The organism is Erwinia aeris, from assembly GCF_041224955.1.
Taxonomy (GTDB): Bacteria; Pseudomonadota; Gammaproteobacteria; order Enterobacterales; family Enterobacteriaceae; genus Erwinia; species Erwinia aeris.
On sequence record NZ_JBGFFX010000007.1, the window covers coordinates 69,349 to 84,071 of the forward strand.

General features: G+C 56.1%; 13 protein-coding genes, 6 tRNA genes and 1 other RNA gene. 13 read left to right on the forward strand and 7 right to left on the reverse strand.

Translation table 11 applies throughout. From position 1 onward, the window contains the following. The first annotated feature begins 54 nt into the window (after window positions 1-54). Window positions 55-1,122, forward strand: a complete 1,068-nt coding sequence (locus AB6T85_RS12820) for a class I mannose-6-phosphate isomerase (RefSeq protein ID WP_369895775.1) — start codon at window positions 55-57, stop codon at window positions 1,120-1,122. Window positions 1,123-1,131: 9 nt separating this feature from the next. Next, entirely contained in the window at window positions 1,132-1,887 is a 756-nt protein-coding gene (locus AB6T85_RS12825) for an alpha/beta fold hydrolase (protein ID WP_301253329.1), read from the forward strand. A gap of 344 nt (window positions 1,888-2,231) precedes the next feature. Here the strand turns inward: AB6T85_RS12825 and AB6T85_RS12830 are convergent. Next, window positions 2,232-2,307, reverse strand: a tRNA-Ala gene (locus tag AB6T85_RS12830). Between the two features lie 45 nt (window positions 2,308-2,352). Next, window positions 2,353-2,428: transfer RNA gene (locus AB6T85_RS12835), tRNA-Ala, on the reverse strand. Window positions 2,429-2,842: 414 nt separating this feature from the next. Between AB6T85_RS12835 and AB6T85_RS12840 the strand changes: the two genes are divergently transcribed. Together AB6T85_RS12840 and AB6T85_RS12845 are read left to right on the forward strand one after the other, a co-directional pair. After that, window positions 2,843-3,631: a formate/nitrite transporter family protein gene (locus AB6T85_RS12840; protein WP_125290868.1), complete on the forward strand. Its 789-nt coding sequence runs from the start codon at window positions 2,843-2,845 to the stop codon at window positions 3,629-3,631. Between the two features lie 152 nt (window positions 3,632-3,783). Continuing rightward, on the forward strand, window positions 3,784-4,143 hold the full coding sequence (locus AB6T85_RS12845) for a YfeC-like transcriptional regulator (RefSeq protein WP_253459506.1): 360 nt from the start codon (window positions 3,784-3,786) through the stop codon (window positions 4,141-4,143). Window positions 4,144-4,215: 72 nt separating this feature from the next. Here AB6T85_RS12845 and gltX read toward each other — a convergent pair whose 3' ends face one another. Beyond that, entirely contained in the window at window positions 4,216-5,631 is a 1,416-nt protein-coding gene (gene gltX, locus AB6T85_RS12850) for a glutamate--tRNA ligase (protein WP_253459503.1), read from the reverse strand. A 262-nt stretch (window positions 5,632-5,893) separates the two neighbouring features. Here gltX and AB6T85_RS12855 point away from each other — a divergent pair. The 6 genes from AB6T85_RS12855 to AB6T85_RS12880 all read left to right on the forward strand — a co-directional run bounded on the left by AB6T85_RS12855 (window position 5,894) and on the right by AB6T85_RS12880 (window position 6,943). After that, window positions 5,894-5,969 (forward strand) — tRNA-Val (locus AB6T85_RS12855). Between the two features lie 48 nt (window positions 5,970-6,017). Continuing rightward, a tRNA-Val gene (locus AB6T85_RS12860) sits at window positions 6,018-6,093 on the forward strand. Window positions 6,094-6,125: 32 nt separating this feature from the next. Then, window positions 6,126-6,201 (forward strand) — tRNA-Val (locus AB6T85_RS12865). Window positions 6,202-6,205: 4 nt separating this feature from the next. After that, window positions 6,206-6,281 (forward strand) — tRNA-Lys (locus AB6T85_RS12870). Window positions 6,282-6,312: 31 nt separating this feature from the next. Continuing rightward, a non-coding RNA gene (locus AB6T85_RS12875) (RtT sRNA) lies at window positions 6,313-6,437 on the forward strand. A 155-nt stretch (window positions 6,438-6,592) separates the two neighbouring features. After that, on the forward strand, window positions 6,593-6,943 hold the full coding sequence (locus tag AB6T85_RS12880) for a FlxA-like family protein (protein WP_253459500.1): 351 nt from the start codon (window positions 6,593-6,595) through the stop codon (window positions 6,941-6,943). Here AB6T85_RS12880 and AB6T85_RS12885 read toward each other — a convergent pair. Continuing rightward, window positions 6,940-7,860, reverse strand: a complete 921-nt coding sequence (locus AB6T85_RS12885; RefSeq protein ID WP_301251982.1) for a LysR family transcriptional regulator — start codon at window positions 7,858-7,860, stop codon at window positions 6,940-6,942. The genes AB6T85_RS12880 and AB6T85_RS12885 overlap by 4 nt on opposite strands. Window positions 7,861-7,955: 95 nt before the next feature. Here AB6T85_RS12885 and AB6T85_RS12890 point away from each other — a divergent pair, with 95 nt between their 5' ends. Continuing rightward, entirely contained in the window at window positions 7,956-8,972 is a 1,017-nt protein-coding gene (locus tag AB6T85_RS12890) for a bile acid:sodium symporter family protein (RefSeq protein ID WP_253459494.1), read from the forward strand. Between the two features lie 32 nt (window positions 8,973-9,004). Here the strand turns inward: AB6T85_RS12890 and AB6T85_RS12895 are convergent, their stop codons facing one another. The 3 genes from AB6T85_RS12895 to zipA all read right to left on the reverse strand — a co-directional run bounded on the left by AB6T85_RS12895 (window position 9,005) and on the right by zipA (window position 12,341). Next, window positions 9,005-9,220, reverse strand: a complete 216-nt coding sequence (locus AB6T85_RS12895) for a DUF3820 family protein (protein ID WP_125289609.1) — start codon at window positions 9,218-9,220, stop codon at window positions 9,005-9,007. Beyond that, window positions 9,221-11,239 carry an NAD-dependent DNA ligase LigA gene (gene ligA, locus AB6T85_RS12900; RefSeq protein WP_301251984.1) on the reverse strand — a complete coding sequence of 673 codons (2,019 nt, stop codon included), beginning with the start codon at window positions 11,237-11,239 and terminating at the stop codon, window positions 9,221-9,223. Between the two features lie 73 nt (window positions 11,240-11,312). Continuing rightward, the gene (gene zipA, locus AB6T85_RS12905) at window positions 11,313-12,341 is read right to left on the reverse strand and encodes a cell division protein ZipA (protein WP_253459487.1); all 1,029 of its coding nucleotides are present in this window, start codon (window positions 12,339-12,341) and stop codon (window positions 11,313-11,315) included. Window positions 12,342-12,560: 219 nt separating this feature from the next. Between zipA and cysZ the strand changes: the two genes are divergently transcribed. Both cysZ and cysK read left to right on the forward strand, forming a co-directional pair. Then, window positions 12,561-13,322, forward strand: a complete 762-nt coding sequence (gene cysZ / locus AB6T85_RS12910; RefSeq protein WP_253459484.1) for a sulfate transporter CysZ — start codon at window positions 12,561-12,563, stop codon at window positions 13,320-13,322. Between the two features lie 128 nt (window positions 13,323-13,450). Beyond that, complete coding sequence (gene cysK, locus AB6T85_RS12915; protein ID WP_301251988.1) at window positions 13,451-14,419, forward strand: cysteine synthase A; 969 nt, start codon at window positions 13,451-13,453, stop codon at window positions 14,417-14,419. The last annotated feature ends 304 nt before the right edge of the window (window positions 14,420-14,723 follow it).

A 14,723-nucleotide genomic window follows, 5' to 3' on the forward strand; every position in this document is an offset into this window, starting at 1 on the left:
GACGGCCTTGTCACGCCCTAAGGACAGAGAACGGACGTCTTTTAAGGAGCGAAGATGAAAGCCTATCCCTTACGGCTGACGCTGCCGATTGCCACCCATATCTTCGGTGGCGAACTGATTAAAACCCGCCTCGCCAAAACGGGCCTGCCTGACGGACGCATAGCGGAAACCTGGGAAGTTAGCGATGTGGAAGGCATGCGCGCCACCGTTAAAAACGGCGACTATGCCGGTATGAGCCTGCACGAGCTGACCGAACGCTATCCCGACGAGCTGGTTGCGCCCGGCTGGCGCGGCCCGCATTTCCCGCTGCTGAGCAAATTTATTGACGGCACCGGGATGCTGCCGGTGCATCTGCACGCCAACGATGAGGCAGCGCAGCGCCTTGAGCAGCAGCCCAACGGCAAAAGCGAGGCCTGGCATATTTTATGGGCCGCGCCCGGTGCCAGCTGCCTGGCAGGCATCAAGCCCGGCGTCAACCAGCCACGCCTGCGCGCTGCTCTGCTGGCTGAAGAATACGACGAGGTAATGGAACGCTATCCGGTTAAAACCGGCGACACTTTTTATGTGCCGGGCGGCATGCTGCACTCTTTCGGCCCGGATACGCTGATTTATGAAATTGAGCAAACGTCCAATATCCAGCAGCACGCCATGCCGTGGCAGATGGAGGACGGCAGCAAAATATCGCCGCAGGAGCGGGAGAAGAACATCGACGCGCTGCTGGCGGAGCTGCGTCCGGAGCTGACCACGCGGCCGCATCAGGGCCTGACCGTGGAAGAAAACGATCGGGTCACGCGGCTGTTTTGCTGTGCCGGGCCTTATTTCGCGCTGGAACGCTGGCGGGTTTCCGCCGCCTGTGACTACGGCTTCACGCGCGCGCGCATTATTTCCAACCTGGGCGAGCCGCTGCAAATTGAGGCGGCGGGCGAAAGCTGGACGTTGGAACGCGCGGAAACGCTGCTGCTGCCCGCCGCGCTGGGCAAAGTCACTTTCAGCACACCCGGCGAGTTCCTGGTGGGCTATGTGCCGGATCTGGAAGCCGAAGTGAACCAGCCTTTGCGGGCGCGCGGTTATGATGAGCAGGCTATCGCCATGCTCGGTGACGTCAAAGATCAATTACGTTAGGAGTGTTTTATGCTGCCCTGTTCTCTGCACGGCAAGGCGAACGATGCGCCGGTTTTCGTCCTGCTGCACTATTTAGGCGGCTCTGGACATACCTGGTATCCGACCATCAGCTGGCTGGACGAGCACCACCGCTGCGTAACGCTGGATACGCCAGGCTTTGGCGCAGCGACCAATATTCCCGGCTATGACGTAGCGTCGATGGTAGCGCAGTTCGACGAAAGCATTCGTGCACTGCAGCTCAACAACTGTATCCTGGTCGGTCATTCGATGACCGGAAAAGTCGCCCTGGCGCTGGCGGCGCGTCGGCCAGACTATCTGAAAGGACTGATTCTGGTCGCGCCTTCGCCGCCCGGCCCGCAGCCGATGAGCGAGGAAGATCGCCGTAGCCAGATTAACTATGGCGGCAGCCGGGAAGAAGCGGAACAGTTTGTGGATACGGCAGCCAGCGAGCGTTTGCCCGATGTGGTGCGCGAGATAGCTATCCGCGACGCCCGCCGCGCGAATCTTAACGCCTGGCGTGCCTGGCCTGAAGCAGGGAGTCGGGAAGACTGGTCGACGCGTATCGGTACCGTCGACTGTCCGGCCTTGTTGATCGCCGGCTCGGCCGACGATCAGGTGCCTTCTGCTGAAGATCAGCAGAAAATGACGCTCTCGCACCTTCCCGCCGGGCGGCTGGAAGTGATTGCGGGCGCGGGCCACCTGATGCCGCTACAAACGCCACAAGAGCTGGCTGAAAGAATGCTGACCTTCGCCGCCACGCTTTAACCTGCCTCAGCGGAGACTAACGTCTCCGCTTTTTCTCAATCACTGGCGCGCGTTTTGTAAACGGGATTAGCGTAATTGTTCACATTAATGCCATTGTTGCGGCGTTCTCAGGAGAAATACGCGGCCCTGGCCTTACGGAAGATCTAACCCAGATTTTAGCTGCGGCCCCTTATTCAGCTATTCAGCTGGAGGGTTTAACGCATTTACAGGATTAAGGCCCGATTTATCAGGTAACAGGCAAAACAGGATCGGGAGCTGATAAGCAGAACGGATAAACAGAAGAAAACAACAGGGATGCGGCTGCGCAAGCGCTGCCAGAAACAGAGAAGGACGAAAGAAGTGATTGGTGGAGATAAGCGGGATCGAACCGCTGACCTCTTGCATGCCATGCAAGCGCTCTCCCAGCTGAGCTATACCCCCACAACAAAATACCGGTTTTTCGCGCCAAATCGTCTGGTGAAGATTTGGTGGAGATAAGCGGGATCGAACCGCTGACCTCTTGCATGCCATGCAAGCGCTCTCCCAGCTGAGCTATACCCCCGAGCCGAAAAACCTTTGTCGTCTTGACGGCGGGCATAATATGAAACGGGGCCGAACGTGTCAACGGCAAAATGCCAATCTGTGTTCGATCGCTGAAAAAGCGGCCAAAGCGATGCAAAAGGCCGCATCCGCACCTTTTGCCACACAGCATAATCCGCCTTAATCGCCGTTATGTCAGCGATCAAATGGTGTCGTGAATGCAATCCGGCAACGTTCCCGCTGCAATCACAGCGCGTCGGGTTTAATCCTGTAAACAGAGCGTTAATTGTGCGCTTAATTGCGCTTGTTTTTGTTAAAATCTCGTGCAAAACTTCCCGCGTTTTCGAATGCCGAACCCTTCTCAGCGCTGGATGCGCGCGTATAACGCGACGGATTCGGCCATTCTTTCTTTCACTACACCAGAATCAGAGTCACTATGTCCTTGTACTCACCTAAAGAAATTGCGGCGGTCGCTATTCAGGCTGGTATCGCCAAAAGCCGTTCGTCTGTCCCTACCCTGTTGATCCTCGGCTTTATTGCAGGGGCTTTTATCGCCACCGGCTTCCTGCTGGATCTGCACGTTATTAATCAGCTGCCCGCTAACTGGGGCTCCTTTGGCGGCCTGCTTGGCGCAGCGGTGTTTCCGGTGGGGATTATTCTGACCGTGCTGGCTGGCGGTGAGCTGCTGACCGGCAATATGATGACCATGCCGATCGCCTGGTTCGCCCGTCAGGTCAGCGGCTTTAGCGTAGTGCGTAACTGGTTCTGGGTAACCATTGCCAACTTTATCGGCAGCATAGCCGTAGCATGGTTCTTTGGCCATGTGCTTGGCATGACCGAAGGCGACTACCTTAAAAAGACCGTGGCTATCGCCTCGGCCAAAGTCCACGCCGACTTTATGCACTCTTTCATTTCCGGTATCGGCTGTAACTGGCTGGTGTGTCTGGCGACCTGGATGGCGTTCGCCAGTAAAGACATGGTCGGTAAGATTTTTGGCATGTGGTTCCCGGTGATGGCGTTCGTGGCTATCGGCTTCCAGCACGTGGTGGCGAACATGTTTATTATCCCGGCCGCTATTTTTGCCGGCCAGCTGAGCTGGGCCGACTACCTGCCTAATTTTGCTGCCGTTTTCCTGGGCAATACGGTCGGTGGCGCGGTATTTGTCGGTCTGGCTTACTACATCGCCTATCGTCCGCAAAATCAGTCTGCTGCTACCCCACAGTAAGGCTTTCTTCCCTCTGCCGCCCGGCAGGGGGAAATATCATTTCTCCCCGCTGCTAATTATCTGCTCAGATTAGTCTTGCCTGTTAGTTGTTCGAACAATAAATTCCTGTAATATATGTCCGTTACATATCAACGCAAAAAGGATATTGCATAATGAAAAAGGAATGGTTAACGCCGGAAGAACTGGCACAGGAAACAGGTTTCAGCCGTCAGACTATCAATAAATGGGTTAAAAAAGAGCAATGGACGACCGTACCCAAGCCCGGCGTACAGGGCGGCAAGGCCCGTATGATCCATATTGATGAGAATGTAAGAAATTTCCTGAAATCCACCCGCCACGTCGCCGAGCCGACCGCCACCTATCGCGTCACGCAAAACTCTCTTCCCGCTCTGCTAATGACCTCTATTCAGCAAATGAACAGCGATGAACAAGAGAAGCTTTATGCATTACTGTTACGTGAAGGCATTCAGGGTATGCTGCAACGGCTGGATATTTCTCAGGTTGAGAAGTAGGTTTCCACGCCTGCCGAGCAGGTTGCACGTTGAAAAAAGAACCGGCTGATGCCGGTTCTTTTATTTAGAGGATTAAGCCTGCGCTTCGCGAGCCGCAATCCAGCTCAGCGCTTTTTCGATACGCGCAACGCTGCGCGACTGACCAATTGCTTCTACCGTCACGTCCAGCGCAGGTGACTGGCCTGCACCGGTAACGGCAACGCGCAGCGGCATGCCGACTTTGCCCATGCCCACTTCCAGCTCGTCCGCAGCGGACTGAATAGCCTGATGCACGTTTTCCGCGTTCCAGACGCTGATGGCGGCCAGCTTGTCACGAACCACTTCCAGCGGCTGACGGGCTACGGGACGCAGATGTTTTTTCGCCGCATCCGCATCAAACTCTGCAAAGTCTTCGTAGAAGTAACGGCAGGAAGCGGCCATTTCTTTCAGCGTCTTGCAGCGCTCGCCAAGCAGACGAACCAGCTGAGCCAGCTCAGGGCCGGTGCGGGTATCGATATTTTCCTGCTCGATATGCCATTGCAGATGCGTCGCCACGTACTCCGGCGCCAGCGTGGTGATGTAGTGATGGTTCAGCCACTGCAGTTTTTCGGTGTTGAAGGCGCTGGCGGATTTGCTGACCGCATCCAGATCGAACAGCTGCTTCATCTCTTCAATGCTGAAGATCTCCTGGTCGCCATGCGACCAGCCCAGACGCACCAGATAGTTCAGCAGCGCTTCCGGCAGATAACCGTCGTCGCGATACTGCATCACGCCTACGGCGCCGTGACGTTTGGAAAGCTTTTTGCCGTCGTCGCCCAGGATCATGGAGACGTGCGCGTAAACCGGCACCTGTGCGCCGATCGCTTTCAGGATGTTGATCTGGCGAGGCGTGTTATTGATATGATCTTCACCGCGGATAACGTGGGTAATTTCCATATCCCAGTCGTCGATCACGACACAGAAGTTGTAGGTCGGCGAACCATCGGTACGGCGGATGATCAGATCGTCCAGCTCCTGGTTGCTGAATTCGATGGGGCCACGGATCTGGTCGTCAAAAATGACCGAACCTTCCTGCGGATTGCGGAAACGCACTACGCAAGGCTCATCATCGGCATGGTGTTCGTGGCTGTCGCGGCAGCGACCGTCATAGCGTGGCTTTTCATTGTTCGCCATCTGCGTTTCGCGTAGCGCTTCCAGACGCTCTTTGGAGCAGTAGCATTTGTAGGCCGTGCCCGCTTCCAGCATCTGATCGATCACTGCATTGTAGCGATCGAAACGTTTGGTCTGATAGTACGGGCCTTCATCCCAGTCCAGGTTCAGCCAGTTCATGCCGTCCATGATCGCGTCGATAGCCTGCTGGGTGGAGCGCTCCAGATCGGTATCTTCTATACGCAGCACGAATTCGCCGCCCTGGTTACGGGCAAACAGCCAGGAATAAAGCGCGGTACGAGCGCCGCCAACGTGCAGGTAGCCCGTCGGGCTGGGTGCGAAACGGGTTTTGATTTTCATTAACAGCTGCCTTTTTACGCTATCAGAAGCGGGGAGCTCTGATAAATCCAGAATAAAGTGGGCAACATTCTATCATCACAAGATGAATCCTCAACGGCAATCCCCTGCTTTCGCGCCGCCTTTGCTGCAAAAGCCGACGGCGCCGTGACGCTTTTGCCTGAAATCGCAACATCTTGTTTAATTTTAAGACGAACGCAATTTTTCCTTCTAAAAATCGTTGACTCATTTTGCGCGATCCCTATAATGCGACTCCACACAGCGGGGGTGATTAGCTCAGTTGGTAGAGCATCTCCTTTACACGGAGGGGGTCGGCGGTTCGAGCCCGTCATCACCCACCACTCTAAACGGTGGCTTCGCAGTGTAGCAGTTCCCAGAGTGTAAGAAATGGGTGATTAGCTCAGTTGGTAGAGCATCTCCTTTACACGGAGGGGGTCGGCGGTTCGAGCCCGTCATCACCCACCATCTCTTGCAGGCCTGGTTTGAAGTACCGAAGTGGGTGATTAGCTCAGTTGGTAGAGCATCTCCTTTACACGGAGGGGGTCGGCGGTTCGAGCCCGTCATCACCCACCACTTCGGGTCGTTAGCTCAGTTGGTAGAGCAGTTGACTTTTAATCAATTGGTCGCAGGTTCGAATCCTGCACGACCCACCAATGTAGAAAGGCGCCCTAAAGGCGCCTTTTTGCCGTGCGTAATTCGGGCGGGGTTCGAACCTGCCGCAGGTCGAGTCGACCAGAGGGAGACAGCGTTGCCGCAGGCAACGACCCGAAGGGCGAGGCTTCAGCCGAGTCATCCTGCACGACCCACCAATGTAGAAAGGCGCCCTAAAGGCGCCTTTTTGCCGTGCGTAATTCGGGTCTTAGCCCCCCTTTCGAATTCTTATCACTTCTTTTACGCTTTTTGTAGTCAAGTCTCCCGTGGTGCTTACCGATAACCGTAGTGGTTAAATACAAAGGAGATAGCGATGACAACAATTACAACCAGTACCAACACTTCGATCGGTTCCGGCAGTTCATCGGCCGGCTCGACGTCCAAAATTGCTGCGTTGAACAAGCAGGTAGTCAACCTGCAAAACCAGCTAAAATCGCTGGCGACGGATACCACCCTCACCAATGAGCAGAAAACGGAGCAGGAACAGGTTATCAATAGTCAGATCCAGCTGCTACAGGCACAAATTACTCAGCTGGAGCAGCAGCAGGCGCAGAAAGCGCAGGATAAAAAGGAAGCACAGCAGGATCCGGCCTCGGCCTACAGCAAAGTAGCCGACGGCGTAAACCGGCCAACCGCAGCTAATTCGCTCAACGTTTATATCTAAAACGCTGGCGCAAGCGCGCGTTGCTGCGTCAGCAGGGCAGCCTGCTGGCGCACTTCCTGCCAGATAGCTTCCGCCGCGGGCGACAGCGAGCGGTTCTTGCGTCTGACCAGCATAATCGAGCGATTGATTTCCGGCGTTATTCTTCTTACCAGCAGCGGCCTCCCCTGCGGCAGCGGCAGCGCAAGCGCCGGCAAAATGCTGATGCCTATTCCCGCTTCCACCATCGGGTAAAGCGTCGCCGGATGCCCTATCTCCTGCACGATTTCCACTTTTACCTGTTGCTGGCGCAGCGCCTCGTCGATTAATACCCGACTACCTGATGAATAGTCCTGTAGCACCAACAGCCGTCGGTTCAGCATTTGCCAGCTAATTTCTTTCTCTGCAGCGAGCGGATCGTCCTGACGACAGAGCAGCAGAAAGGGTTCTTCCAGAATCGCTTCGCCCTCCAGATCGTCTACCTGGAGCGGCCCTATCACGATCCCGAAATCCACTTCCGCGTTGCGGATGCTTTGCAGTACCCACTGCTGTGGCCTGTCGCGAAGCATGATTTTAATTTCAGGAAAATGCAGCTGGCTGGCGGCCAGGCACTGCGGCATCAGATGCGCGGAGATGGTCTGGCTGGCGGCGATCCTGACCGTGCCGCTGCGCTGCTGACCGTAGCTGCGCACGTCCAGCAGCGTGGTATTCAGCTCTTCCAACAGGCGCTCCAGGCGGCTGGCCAGCTGGACGCCAGCTTCGGTCAGCATCACTTCACGCGTTGTACGGTCCAGCAGACGGATACCCATCTCGCTTTCCAGCTCTTTGACGCTGTGGCTGACGGCCGACTGGCTCAGCCCTATCATCTGGCCCGCCTGGCTGAAGCTCCTCTGCTGCGCGACGGCGACAAACACCCGCAGCTGCCTGAGCGTATAATTCATCGATTTAACTCATATATGAATTCAATAAATCAATTTTATTTCTAAACCCTGCTGACGCACAATAGCGACATTGATTTATTAACGAGGCATTAACAATGCGGTTTCTCCGGCTCGATCCCATGATGGTTAAACTGATTATTACCGTACTGCTGGCAACGTTCCTGCCCGCGCGCGGCCACTTTGTGACTTTCTTTGAGTGGCTGACCACGGCCGCTATCGCCCTGCTGTTTTTTATGCACGGCGCCAAGCTGTCGCGCGAAAAAATCATTGCCGGCGGCGGCCACTGGCGGTTGCATTTATGGGTAATGATCAGCACCTTCGTGCTGTTTCCTTTGCTCGGCCTGCTGTTTGTCTGGTGGCATCCGCTGCCGGTCAGCGCAGAAATCTATACCGGCTTCCTCTACCTTTGTATTTTGCCCGCGACCGTGCAGTCGGCAATTGCGCTTACTTCGCTGGCTGGCGGCAACGTGGCGGCTGCGGTGTGCAGCGCGTCGGCTTCCAGCCTGCTGGGCGTGTTTATCTCTCCGCTGCTGGTCGGGCTGGTGATGAACGTGCATAACGATGCCGCCAACGGTAGCCTGACGCAGATAGGCAGCATTATGCTGCAGCTGCTGGTGCCTTTTATTCTGGGGCATATCTCGCGTCGCTGGATTGCAGAGTGGGTCGAAAAACATCGCGGGCTGATTGGTAAAACGGATCAGGCTTCTATTCTGCTGGTAGTCTATTCCGCCTTTAGCGAAGCGGTGGTAAACGGCATCTGGCACCGCGTCGGCGCGATGACCCTGCTCTATATCCTGATCGGCAGCCTCGGCATTCTGTTTGTGGCGCTGGCCATTAATCTGCTGGCCGCGCGTCTGTTTGGCTTTAACCGGGCGGATGAAATTACCATTCTGTTTTGCGGATCGAAAAAGAGCCTGGCGAACGGTGTGCCGATGGCAAATATCCTGTTTCCTTCTGCTGCGGTCGGCATCATCGTGCTGCCGCTGATGATTTTCCATCAGGTGCAGCTGATGGTCTGCTCTATGCTGGCGCAACGCTATAAAAAGGCAGGAGAAAAACAGGTGGAAAAGCAGGTATCGAAAGCTAAAACGGTGGTGGAATCGCAGAAATAGCCGCAGCGGGGGAAGCGACTTCCCCCGTTATTTCAGCTTTTTTTAAGTGGTTTAAGCAGGCCTTCCAGGCCTTCAATCTTTATTGCCAGCGTAAGACGCATTAACTCGCCCAGATGACCTGCCGGAAACTCGTCCTTACGCGCAAACCACAGCAGATAAGGCTCCGGCAAATCGATCAGGAAACGCCCTTTATATTTTCCAAAGGGCATTTCGGTATTGGCAATCTCAATCAGGTGCTCTTTTTCCATTTATTCACCCAGCAGTCGAATCATCTCCGCTTCGTCGATCACCTTAATTCCCAGCTCCTGCGCCCTGGTCAGCTTGGAGCCTGCTGCTTCCCCGGCAATCACCAGATCGGTTTTTTTCGAGACGCTGCCGCTGACTTTAGCGCCCAGTGCGGCCAGGCGATCTTTGGCCTCATCGCGCGAAAGCTGCGTCAGCGACCCGGTCAGCACCACGGTTTTGCCGGCGAAAGGACTGTCGATCTCCTCCGCTTTGACTACCGCAACCGCTGGCCAGTGAATACCGGCCTCTTCCACCAGCTGGCGGATAACCTCGCGGTTGCTCTCCTCGTCCATGAAATTTCGCACATGGGCAGCCACTACCTTACCGACATCCTGCACGCCGATCAACGCGTCCAGATCGGCGCTGATGATGCTTTCCAGCGAGCCAAAATGCGCGGCGAGGTTGGCTGCCGTCGCCTCGCCCACCTCCGTAATGCCCAGCGCATAAAGGAAACGGGCCAGCGTGGTTTGCTTCGATTTTTCCAGCGCGTCCACCACGTTCTGTGCAGACTTCGGCCCCATGCGATCCAGGCCGGTGAGCTTGCCCGCGGTCAGCTTATACAGGTCGGCAGGCGTTTTGACGTACTCTTTTTCCACCAGCTGGTCGATGATTTTATCGCCCATGCCGTCCACGTCCATCGCACGGCGGGAAACGAAATGTTTTAACGCGCCTTTGCGCTGCGCGCCGCAAATCAGGCCGCCGGTACAGCGCGCCACCACTTCGCCTTCTACACGCTCCACGTCCGAGCCGCAAACCGGGCAGTGCGTAGGAAACTCTACCGCTCTGGCATCTGCCGGACGATCGGCCTCGATCACGCCGACTACCTGCGGGATAACGTCACCCGCGCGGCGGATCACCACCCGATCGCCGATACGCAAGCCCAGACGGTCTATCTCATCAGCATTGTGCAGCGTGGCGTTGCTGACCATCACGCCCGCGACCTGTACGGGCTCCAGCCTGGCGACCGGGGTAATCGCGCCCGTCCGGCCAACCTGGAATTCAACGTCGCGCACGTGCGTCATCTGCTCCTGGGCCGGGAATTTAAACGCTATCGCCCAGCGCGGCGCGCGCGCCACGAAGCCCAGCTGCTCCTGGAGATCCAGCGAGTCCACTTTTATCACCACGCCGTCAATATCGAAGCCCAGCGTGGCGCGATCCTCTTCCACCTTGCGATAGAAAGCCAGCACCTCTTCCGGCGTGTGGCAGAGGCGCACACGGTCGCTGACCGGCAGCCCCCAGGCCTTAAACTGTTGCAGGCGGCCCAGGTGGCTGCGCGGCATTTCACCGCCTTCCAACAGCCCCAGCCCGTAGCAGAAAAACGTTAGCGGACGCTTAGCGGTAATACGCGGGTCGAGCTGGCGCAGCGACCCGGCCGCAGCATTACGCGGGTTGGCGAAAACTTTGCTGCCGGTACGCCGCGCTTCTTCGTTCAGCGCCTCGAAACCTGCCTGCGGCATAAAAACCTCACCGCGTACTTCAACGCGTGCCGGGATATTGTCACCGTGCAGCCGCAGCGGTATAGCGCGGATGGTGCGCACGTTAGAGGTGATGTTCTCGCCGGTGGTGCCGTCGCCGCGCGTTGCCGCCCGCACCAGCAGCCCGTTCTCATACAGCAGGCTGACGGCCAGGCCGTCCAGCTTTAGCTCACAGCAGAAAGTGATTTCATCAACGCTTTTTAGCCTGTCCTGCACGCGTTTGTTAAAGGCAAGGTAACTTTCATCATCAAAAGCATTGTCCAGCGACAGCATCGGGATTTCATGACGCACCTGCTCAAACGCGCTCAGCGGCGCGGCGCCTACGCGCTGGGTCGGCGAATCGGGCGTCACCAGATCGGGATGCGCCGCTTCCAGCTTGCGCAATTCGCCCATCAGGCGATCGTATTCGGCGTCCGGCACTACCGGTTCATCAAGGACGTGATACTGGTATTCGTAATGGCGAAGCGTGGTTTGCAGAGCGATGATTTTGTCTTGTACGGATTCCATAGCGGCACCATAGCGATAAAAAACCCCCGGCTGGCGGGGGTCTTGTGTACAGAGAGGAAGGCGTGCCGGTAACTCAGGCGTTCGCCTCAATAACGTCACGAATGCGGTTTTTATAGGTTTCCAGCTTTTGCGGCGTCATCATCCGGCGCTCGTCATCCAGCACCACGCCGCCAACGTCGTCAGCGATGCGCTGGGCGGACTGCAACATCAGCTTAAAGTTCTGATTCGCATCGCCATAGGAAGGCACCATCATAAAGATAGAGACGCCGGGCGTAGAAAAATCTGACATTTCATCAGGATTAAACGAGCCGGGCTTGACCATATTCGCCAGGCTAAACAGCACCGGGCCGCTGCCCGCCGGGCTGAGATGACGATGGAAAATGTTCATTTCGCCAAACTGGAAACCGGCCTGCAGCACGCCCTGCAGGAGCGCCTCGCCGTTCAGTACGCCGCCGGCATGGGCGCTAACGTGCAGCACCAGTACCGTTTCTTTAGGTTTTTCCTGCGGTGCGACCGGGCGCTCAGGCTGCGGCGCGGGTTCCGGTTCCGGCTCGACGAAGGTCGGTTCAGACTGTACCGGCTGCGGCCGTGCCGGAGCAGGCTGAACAGACGGGGACGGCTGCGGCTGTACCGGAGCAGACTCAACCGGCTGAGGCCGTGCCGGAGCAGACTGAACCGGCTGCGGCGCTTCCGGCTGCCTGCGGCTTACCGGAACGGAAGGTTCGTCATCGGCTTCCTGCGGCAAATCGCCGCCGAAGAGCGGATCCAGCTCGGGAGACTCATCAACCGGATGCTGATGGCGAACAGGTTCTGGCTGAGCGCGCGGTTTTACCGGGCGCGGCGGCGCCTGCTCGTCAAAGCTGCCGACTACCGGCTCATCTTCTTCTGCTTTACGCGGACGCGGGCTTTTGCCGCGAGCACTGCCCGCGTCATCATCGACGTCGTCAAAAGCCTCTTCTCTATCCTGTTTTAAACGTTTGTGAGGACGATCGCGAAAAACGGATGAGCGCTCTTTACGGCTGGTCCAGAAGCCGTGAAGCAGAAGCGCTATTATAGCGATCGCGCCAACAACGATTAATATCAGACGCAAATCCTGCATCATTGTATTCTCTGTTGTTCCAATACCTTGCCACCGCGGCAAACTTTATCCCCTAACTGTATTTGCCCCGCTGCACAAGTGCAAGTCCGTGCAGTATTTTCTGACAAATAAGCGTGAAACGACACGGTTATTTGCTGTTTTTTCGCGCAAATCTCTTCTGCTCAGCGCAAACGGCTGAGTTATGATAGCCGCGCACGGCTTGTTAACTTAAGGAAAGCAGACATGGCTCTTCACCGTACCGGCGCTTCCGGCAATGGGATCCACTATTTTGCCCAAGGCTGGCAGCTGATCCGACTGCCCGGCATTCGCCGCTTTGTTATTGTGCCTTTGGCGCTTAATTTTTTATTGATGGGTGGCGCGTTTATCTGGCTGTTCTTCAGGCTGGAGCAGTGGCTTCCCGCTTTAATGTCTCATGTGCCCGACTGGCTGCACTGGCTCAACTATCTGCTGTGGCCGCTGACGGTTATTTTTGTGCTGCTGGTATTCAGCTATTTCTTTTCGACCGTGGCCAACTGGATAGCCGCGCCCTTTTGCGGGCTGTTAGCCGAACAGCTGGAGGCTAAACTCACCGGAAAACCGATGCCGGACAGCGGCTGGGCGGGCATGGTGAAGGATATTCCGCGCATTATGAAGCGCGAATGGCAAAAGCTGGCATGGTATCTGCCGCGCGCGCTCGTTCTGCTACTGCTCTATTTTATCCCCGGATTTGGGCAAACGGTCGCGCCTGTTCTCTGGTTTTTATTCAGCGCCTGGATGCTCTCGATTCAGTACTGCGATTATCCGTTTGATAACCATAAGGTCAGTTTTCGGCAGATGCGTACATCGCTAAAACGGCATAAAACGGATGTGATGCAGTTCGGCGCGCTGGTGAGTTTATTTACCATGGTGCCGATACTGAATCTGGCGATTATGCCGGTAGCCGTTTGCGGCGCGACCGCCATGTGGGTCGATCGCTATCGCGGCGCGCTGGGGCAGGTAAAATAAGGCTTATGCTTTTTGCTTCACCCTTATTGCCGCAGAACATATATATATACTATTTCTTTACTTCCTTGAAAAATTGAACCGGGTATGCTTGATGCAGTTCCCATTTTTCATACAGTTAAGGACGGGTTATGAGTAAGATATATGAAGACAATTCGTTAACAATCGGCCATACGCCTCTGGTTCGCCTGAACCGGATTGGTAACGGACGCATTCTGGCTAAAGTCGAATCCCGTAACCCGAGCTTCAGCGTGAAATGCCGCATCGGCGCCAACATGATCTGGGACGCCGAGAAAAGAGGCATTCTGAAACCTGGCGTCGAACTGGTTGAGCCAACCAGCGGCAACACCGGCATCGCGCTGGCCTACGTGGCCGCCGCGCGCGGCTACAAGCTGACGCTGACCATGCCGGAAACCATGAGCGTGGAGCGCCGCAAGCTGCTGAAGGCGCTGGGTGCGAATCTGATCCTGACGGAAGGCGCTAAGGGCATGAAGGGCGCGATTGCCAAAGCGGAAGAAATCGTCGCCGGCGATCCGGACAAATTTGTGCTGCTACAGCAGTTCAGCAACCCGGCTAACCCGGAAATTCATGAAAAAACCACCGGCCCGGAAATCTGGGAAGATACTGACGGCGAAGTCGACGTCTTTATCGCCGGCGTGGGCACGGGCGGCACGCTGACCGGCGTCAGCCGCTATATCAAAAATACCAAAGGCAAAAAGGATCTGATCGCCGTCGCGGTAGAGCCGTCGGATTCGCCGGTCATCGCCCAGGCGCTGGCTGGTGAAGAGATCAAGCCTGGCCCGCATAAAATTCAGGGTATCGGTGCCGGCTTTATCCCTGGCAACCTGGATTTGGATCTGGTCGATCGTGTGGTGGCTATCACCAACGAAGAGTCTATCTCTACGGCGCGCCGTCTGATGGAAGAAGAAGGCATTCTGGCCGGGATCTCCTCTGGCGCTGCGGTTGCCGCTGCCCTCAAGCTGCAGGAAGATGAAGCTTTTGCCAATAAAACTATCGTGGTGATCCTGCCCTCTTCCGGCGAGCGCTACTTAAGTACGGCGCTGTTTGCCGATCTCTTTACCGAGAAAGAATTACAGTAGCGATTGCGGTTGCCTGAAACTGTCTGAAAAAGCACCCGCCAGGGTGCTTTTTTGTGGAGCACGTCAAACTTTTGCCACTTTCCACATTGCTTTTACCTGCGGGTGTCTGGTATCTAAGCAACCAATTATTTCGAACCTCAAAATTAATCGCTGCGTGAATTGCCTGTAGCTGAATCGATTTACCGGTTTGGCGCGAAAGCAGAAAGCACGGCATAATGAAGAGGAAGAAAGCGCAGCCGGTGTGCCATGTTATCCGCGCGCTATCTGTCATATTTCGGCGCATTTCTGGCACGTTGTTAAACAC

Excerpts from the sequence above, each read along its gene's own strand:
- AB6T85_RS12820 (WP_369895775.1), top strand. The coding sequence starts at position 55 with ATGAAAGCCTATCCCTTACGGCTGACGCTGCCGATTGCCACCCATATC.
- AB6T85_RS12825 (WP_301253329.1), top strand. The coding sequence starts at position 1,132 with ATGCTGCCCTGTTCTCTGCACGGCAAGGCGAACGATGCGCCGGTTTTC.
- AB6T85_RS12840 (WP_125290868.1), top strand. The coding sequence starts at position 2,843 with ATGTCCTTGTACTCACCTAAAGAAATTGCGGCGGTCGCTATTCAGGCT.
- AB6T85_RS12845 (WP_253459506.1), top strand. The coding sequence starts at position 3,784 with ATGAAAAAGGAATGGTTAACGCCGGAAGAACTGGCACAGGAAACAGGT.
- gltX (WP_253459503.1), bottom strand. The coding sequence starts at position 5,631 with ATGAAAATCAAAACCCGTTTCGCACCCAGCCCGACGGGCTACCTGCAC.
- AB6T85_RS12880 (WP_253459500.1), top strand. The coding sequence starts at position 6,593 with ATGACAACAATTACAACCAGTACCAACACTTCGATCGGTTCCGGCAGT.
- AB6T85_RS12885 (WP_301251982.1), bottom strand. The coding sequence starts at position 7,860 with ATGAATTATACGCTCAGGCAGCTGCGGGTGTTTGTCGCCGTCGCGCAG.
- AB6T85_RS12890 (WP_253459494.1), top strand. The coding sequence starts at position 7,956 with ATGCGGTTTCTCCGGCTCGATCCCATGATGGTTAAACTGATTATTACC.
- AB6T85_RS12895 (WP_125289609.1), bottom strand. The coding sequence starts at position 9,220 with ATGGAAAAAGAGCACCTGATTGAGATTGCCAATACCGAAATGCCCTTT.
- ligA (WP_301251984.1), bottom strand. The coding sequence starts at position 11,239 with ATGGAATCCGTACAAGACAAAATCATCGCTCTGCAAACCACGCTTCGC.
- zipA (WP_253459487.1), bottom strand. The coding sequence starts at position 12,341 with ATGATGCAGGATTTGCGTCTGATATTAATCGTTGTTGGCGCGATCGCT.
- cysZ (WP_253459484.1), top strand. The coding sequence starts at position 12,561 with ATGGCTCTTCACCGTACCGGCGCTTCCGGCAATGGGATCCACTATTTT.
- cysK (WP_301251988.1), top strand. The coding sequence starts at position 13,451 with ATGAGTAAGATATATGAAGACAATTCGTTAACAATCGGCCATACGCCT.